Source organism: Paraburkholderia sp. 2C, assembly GCF_054589215.1.
Genome location: NZ_BAAILL010000026.1, coordinates 92,800 through 99,127, shown reverse-complemented (window position 1 = coordinate 99,127; position 6,328 = coordinate 92,800). Strand labels below are relative to the sequence as shown.

The window sequence follows — 6,328 nt, the reverse complement described above, 5'->3', positions numbered from 1 at the left end:
CCGCGTGACGGGCCTCGACCAGCCCGCCGACGCGGGCAGCGGCGCGGCCGCGCCGCTCCTCTCGCCGCTTCGGCCTCGCGCCGACCGGCCCGACTGGAACATCGCCGTCTACTTCGACATCCTGACGATGCCCGGCACGCCCGCCGCGAATCGGTTCTACCGCGAGATCGAGCAATGGATGCTGTCGAACTACGCGGGCTCGTACGCGACGGTACGGCCCGAGTGGTCGAAAGGCTGGGCATACACCGACGGCGCCCCGTGGCAGGACCTGTCGCTGATCGGATCGGCGATTCCCGCTGCGTTTAGCGAAGGGCAGCCGGCGAGCGGCAGATGGGACGCCGCGCGTGCGGTGCTCAACACATTCGACCCGCAGCGGATTTTTGCTTCACCGCTGCTCGACCGGCTGTTGCCGTGAGCGCACGCGCAGGACGTACGCGCAGCCCGCTCCGGGCGCGTCAATCGGCTTGCGGGCGGCCATGATCCCCAGCAATACCCGGCCAGACGGGCTATCTGGCGCACTCAACGACAAGGAGGCCTTCGTGCTCTCTGGTGTTTCGAACAATCAACGCTCCGGTTACGGCGTCGACCCGAGCGACGATGAATCGTCCGGCGGACCGATGATCAACATGATCAACGGCGCAAACAATATCCTCAACACCCCGGCCCTCTCATCGGTCGGGCAAGCGCTGGACCGGATGGGCCCGCTCGGCAAGCTCATTCACGTCATACCGGACTTTTTTATCGGCGAACTGGGATCGAAACTCGGCGAAGGGATCGCGCACCTGTTCGGCGAACAAGGCCAGGTCAAGACGCACTTCGAAAAAGAATGGCTGGGCCGCGACGGCGGGTTGAACAACGACGGGCCGTCCGGCAAAGACCGCGCATCGCGCGATAAGGACGTGTGGTACGGCTCCGACCAGCAAAGCACGCGTGACGCCAAACGCGCCGCGGATTTCCCGCTGCCGGGCCTGAACGGCGACTCCACGCGGATCGCGACGAATACGGTCGAGGTCGCGAACGGCGGCGCAATCTGAAATTGACCGGCCCTGACGACGGCGCCGGCCGACACCCGGCCAGACGGGTCTTCTGGCATCCTCATTCACAAGGAACAACATCTATGTGCATTCAAGCGATAGCGAAGGCGCTCACGGGCGACTTCGGCGGCGCGTTCAAGGCCGAGGCCAACGCGTGGGGCATCGGCGCGGCGGGCGCGAACGGCGCGGGCGCGCGCGGATCGTACTTCGAAAGCCGTCAGGCGCAAAGCTGGGGGGCCGGCTCGAGCTCGCACGGCGGCGCGTACGCCAGCGGCCATGGCTACGGTCGCACCGGCGCGTCGTTCGAAAAGACCACCACCCAGACACGTGTCGGCGCGGACGGCAGCGTCACGCAAAAGACGACGCAGATCAGCCATTCGGGCGCAGGCAGCGCAGGCTACGGCAACTATGGCTACAACCCGCATACGGGCTATGGTCAGTTCGGTCAGAGCGGCAGCGCGCAATTCATGAGTTCCGGTGCTGGCGCGCGCGGGTTCAGCCATTCGTTCGAAAGCAGCACCTTGAACCCGGGCGCTGCGTACAGCGCGTCGGGCGCGTCGGGCGCCGCGGGCGGCTCGTTCGCGGCTGCGAGCGTATCGATCGGGCCGGCGTTCGGGCTGGGCAGGATCCTGAGCAGCCTGTTCGGCCTTGGCGCGTCGAACGCGTCGGCGGGTTAACCGGCGCGGCGACGCGTACCGCGGCGTCCGATGGCGTGTGTTCCGGACACAGGGCCGGGATGCGCGCCATTCGGCTCAACTGCCGCTAGCGGCCCGGCCGTGTGCCTTTCCCGCCACGCCATGTACGCCTGCCCACGTGGCGAGCGTGCGGTCCATGCTACGATGCCCGGAACCGTATCGCGCATCGACCCGAGATGGCAACCCTATACACGAAGCTGGGCGTAGCGGAAGACGCGAGCGCCACCGAAATCAAACGCGCCTATCGCAAGGCCGCGATGAAGTGGCACCCCGACCGCAATGCCGGCAATGAAGAAGCCGCGCGCGCGACCTTCCTCGACATCAAGGATGCGTACGAGATCCTCTCCGATCCGGACAAGCGCAAGGTCTACGACTCGGTCTACGCGACCGAAATGCACCGCTGGCAAACGCAGCAGAAGCGCCGTCACGAACCGCAGCGGCAGCATCACGAGCATCCGCATCGGCAGCACACGCAGCAACAGCAGCAAGCGCAGCAACAACAGCAGCAGCGCGAGCGCGAACGGTCCGAGCGGGCGCGGCGCGAGCGCGCCGAGCAGGTCGCGGCCGAAGCGAAATATCAGGAGCGCGTGAGTTTTGCGATGCGTTTTGCCGAACAAGGTCATAGCCGCGATGTGCTGTTCGGCGTGCTGCTCGGCCGCGACTGCCCGCCCGAGATCGCGGCGCGCATTGCCGATAGCGTCTGGGCGCTGCAGCAGGCGCGGGTGGGCGCGGCTCGCGCGGAAGCCGCGATGCGCAAGAAAAGACCTGCCCCGCGCGCGCACAGCGCGGCCCCGAGCGCCGCGCCGCGCACCGCGAGCGGCAAGCCCGACGCGCATGGCAAAAAACCCTCCGGCTTCTTCGATTCGTTGTGGCATAGCTTCTTCGGCGTGCGATCGTAAGCATGACTTCGGGCATGGCGCCGCAACGCGCGGCCATGCCGTCACGTCGGGTCGCCGCCGCCCGCGAGATGTCCACGCGCCGCGCCCATCAACCGTATGACGAAACATCTCGGCGCGGACATCCGGTCGGCCCTTGGCCCTTGGCCCTTAGCCCTTAGCGTCGCCACGGCGCGATTCGCGCCGCATCGGCGCTACCCTGCCCGCCATCGCCTTCTGCGCGGTAACGCGCAATCGCTTCACGCACGATGCCGCGATCGATTTCGCCGTCATCGGCCAGCGCATTGAGCGCGGCGATCACGATCGATACGCGGTCGACTTCGAAGAAGGCTCGCAACGCGCTGCGCGTATCGCTGCGGCCGAAGCCATCGGTGCCGAGCGTCACATAGCGGCGCGGCACGTAGGCGCGAATCAGCTCGGGCACCGCCCTCACGTAATCGGTCGCGGCAATCACAGGGCCTTGCGTGACGTCGAGCGCCGCCGTCACGTAAGGAACCGGCGCTTCGTCCGACTCGCCTTGCGCCGTGCCGCTGTTACGCGCCTGCCGCTCCGCTTCCATGCCGTCGCGCTGCAGTTCGGTGAAGCTCGTCACGCTCCATACCGCAGCGTCGATATGCCAGTCGTCGGCGAGCATCTGCTGTGCGGCGATCGCCTCGCGCAGGATCGCGCCGGAGCCGAGCAGTTGCACGCGCGCGTTTTCCTGCTGCGTCGTGCGGGCATGACTGGAAGCGCGGTTATTACCCGCGTCAGCGGCGGCAGCCGGCAAGCGGTACATCCCCTTCAGAATCGGCTCGCGCAACGCATCGAATATCGCGGCCGGCGCGGACGGCTGCGCATAGTTTTCGTTCGTGACGGTGATGTAATAGAACACGTCGCGCTGCGCGTCGACCATCTCGCGCATCCCCGCATCGACGATCGCCGCCACTTCGTAGGCGAAGGCCGGATCGTAGGCGCGGCAGTTCGGAATGGTTGAAGCGGCCAGATGGCTCGTGCCGTCCTGATGCTGCAGCCCCTCGCCGCCGAGCGTCGTCTTGCCGGCCGTCGCGCCGATCAGGAAGCCGCGCGCGCGTTGGTCGGCCGCGGCCCAGATCAGATCGCCGATGCGCTGGAAGCCGAACATCGAGTAGTAGATGTAGAACGGCAGCATCGGCAGATCGTGCACGCTGTATGCGGTCGCCGCCGCGATCCACGACGACACCGCGCCTGCTTCGGAAATGCCTTCTTCGAGAATCTGCCCTTTCGTGTCTTCGCGGTAGTAGAGCATCGAGCCGAGATCCTCGGGCTCGTAGAGCTGCCCGAGCGGCGAATAGATGCCGACCTGGCGGAACATGTTCGCCATGCCGAAGGTGCGCGCTTCATCGGCAACGATCGGCACGATCCGCGGCCCGAGCGCGCGATCTTTCAGCAGCGCGGTCAGCATGCGCACGAGCGCCATCGTCGTCGAGATTTCGCGGTCGTTCGAGTCGAGCGCGAACTGGGCCCAGCCGGCGACCGGCGGCACCGGAAGTCCTTGCGTCGCGGTGCGGCGGCGGCGCGGCAGATAACCGCCGAGCGCTTCGCGGCGCGCGTGCAGGTATTGCATTTCGGGGCTGTCCGCCGCGGGCTTGTAGAACTTCAGTTGCTCGACGTCGTCATCGGAAAGCGGCAGGCGGAAGCGGTCGCGAAAGGCCTTCAGTTCGTCGATGCCGAGCTTTTTCTGCTGATGCGTCGTCATGCGGCCTTGCCCGGCCGCACCCATGCCGAAGCCTTTCATGGTCTTCGCGAGAATCACGGTCGGCTGGCCGCGATGCCGGCGCGCCTGCGCATACGCGGCGAACAGCTTGCGCGCGTCATGGCCGCCGCGGCGCAGGCGGTCGATATCGTCGTCGCTCATCTGCTCGACGAGCGCCGCGAGCGCGGGACGCTGCCCGAAGAAATGTGCGCGATTGTAGGCGCCGTCGTTGGCGGAGAAGGTCTGGAACTGGCCGTCGACCGTATGGGCGAACGCGCGCAGCAAGGCGCCCGTTTTGTCGCGCTCGAAAAGCGCATCCCAATCGGAGCCCCACAACACCTTGATCACATTCCAGCCCGCGCCGTTGAACTGCGCTTCGAGTTCGTCGACGATGCGTCCGTTGCTGCGCACGGGACCGTCGAGCCGCTGCAGGTTGCAGTTGATCACGAACACGAGATTGTCGAGTCCTTCGCGCGCGGCGAGCGACAGCGCGCCGACCGATTCGGGCTCGTCCATTTCACCGTCGCCGAAGAAGCCCCACACGGTGCGCCCATCGGTGTCGGCGAGACCGCGGTTGTGCAGGTAGCGCATGAAGCGCGCCTGGTAGATCGCGTTGATCGGACCGATGCCCATCGAGCCGGTCGGAAACTGCCAGAAGTCTGGCATCAGCCACGGATGCGGATACGAACAGAGGCCGGGGCCCTCGATTTCGCGGCGGTAATGGCGCAAGTGCTGTTCGTCGAGAAAGCCTTCGAGAAACGCGCGCGCGTAGACACCCGGTGACGAATGCGGCTGGAAGTAGACGAGGTCGCCGCCGCTTCCTTCGCTACGCGCCTCGGCATTGGCCGCGCAGGCGCGAAAGAAATGATTGAAGCCGACTTCGAACAGATCGGCGGCGGACGCATAGCTTGCGATATGGCCGCCCAGTTCGCCGTAGGCCTTGTTGGCGCGCACCACCATCGCGAGTGCATTCCAGCGCAACGCGGCCGCGAGTTTTTCCTCGAGTTCGATATTGCCCGGATAGCGGCCCTGCTGCGCGAGGGCGATCGTGTTTTCGTAGGGCGTGACGCGGGTGCGGGCGGATTGCACGCCGAGCGCGCGCGCGTGTTCGGCCAGACGATCGAACAGGAACTGCGCGCGGTCTTTGCCCGCATGTTCGAGCACACCCTGAAGCGCGTCGAGCCATTCGGCCGTTTCCTGCGGGTCGGCGTCTTCGTGAAGCCGCAAGCGTTGCTCGTTGCCATTCGAGAGATCGGTCATTGCGCACTCCCCATCCGGTTGCCGGTTCATGGTTCATCGGGATGAGGAACATGTTATCGACGGACCCCCAAAATGTGTGTCTCATTTGCTTGCGGTTTTCGGTTCGCGTAGTGTATTTATTCTTAAACTCGGCCCATCACCGGAATATTTGCACTATGACCTCCCCTAACCGCCCCGGCGGCACGTCCCGCCGCCTCGACCGCATCGATATCGGCATCCTGAACGAGCTGCAGCAGAACGCGCGCATCACGAATTCAGAACTGGCGCGCGCGGTGAACCTGTCGCCGACGCCTTGCTTTAACCGCGTGCGCGCGCTCGACAAGCTCGGGCTTTTCAAGCAGCAGGTCACGCTGCTGAACCCGGAAGTATTGGGGTTGCAGATCAACGTGTTTATTCAGGTGAGTCTGGAAAAGCAGGTCGAGGATGGCCTGCGGCGCTTCGAACAGGCGATCGACGAGCGGCCCGAGGTGATGGAGTGTTATCTGATGACGGGGGACGCGGACTATTTGCTGCGCGTCGTGATGCCGGACATTCACGCGCTCGAGCGTTTTATTGTCGAACACCTGACCAAGATACCAGGCGTGTCAAACATCCGATCGAGCTTTGCGCTGAAGCAGGTGCGCTACAAGACGGCCCTGCCGTTGCCGGCGGGTGGCATGACGCTGCATGGCCGGGACGAAGACGAACCCGCGTAGGCGGGCTTCGTACCAGGGCGTCAGGCGTTGTTTGACG

The 6,328-nt window shown here is 65.5% G+C and carries 6 protein-coding genes; 5 read left to right on the top strand and 1 reads right to left on the bottom strand.

Features of this window, described 5'->3' with window-relative positions:
• From ACYPXD_RS06300 to ACYPXD_RS06285, 4 genes are all read left to right on the top strand, one after another.
• On the top strand, positions 1–415 hold a 415-nt coding region (locus ACYPXD_RS06300; protein WP_459708680.1), incomplete at its 5' end, for a cholesterol oxidase substrate-binding domain-containing protein.
• Positions 416–539: 124 nt separating this feature from the next.
• Positions 540–1,034, top strand: a complete 495-nt coding sequence (locus ACYPXD_RS06295) for a hypothetical protein (RefSeq protein WP_459708678.1) — start codon at positions 540–542, stop codon at positions 1,032–1,034.
• Positions 1,035–1,117: 83 nt separating this feature from the next.
• A complete protein-coding gene (locus ACYPXD_RS06290; RefSeq protein ID WP_459708675.1) occupies positions 1,118–1,711 on the top strand; it encodes a hypothetical protein in 594 nt (197 codons plus the stop codon).
• A 194-nt stretch (positions 1,712–1,905) separates the two neighbouring features.
• Entirely contained in the window at positions 1,906–2,628 is a 723-nt protein-coding gene (locus ACYPXD_RS06285) for a J domain-containing protein (protein ID WP_459708673.1), read from the top strand.
• Positions 2,629–2,782: 154 nt separating this feature from the next.
• On the opposite strand, the gene mdeB is transcribed toward ACYPXD_RS06285, so the two are convergent.
• Complete coding sequence (mdeB, locus tag ACYPXD_RS06280) at positions 2,783–5,596, bottom strand: alpha-ketoglutarate dehydrogenase (protein WP_459708670.1); 2,814 nt, start codon at positions 5,594–5,596, stop codon at positions 2,783–2,785.
• Between the two features lie 155 nt (positions 5,597–5,751).
• On the opposite strand from mdeB, the gene ACYPXD_RS06275 reads away from it, so the two are divergent.
• Positions 5,752–6,291 carry an Lrp/AsnC family transcriptional regulator gene (locus tag ACYPXD_RS06275; RefSeq protein ID WP_459708668.1) on the top strand — a complete coding sequence of 180 codons (540 nt, stop codon included), beginning with the start codon at positions 5,752–5,754 and terminating at the stop codon, positions 6,289–6,291.
• Positions 6,292–6,328 lie beyond the last annotated feature (37 nt).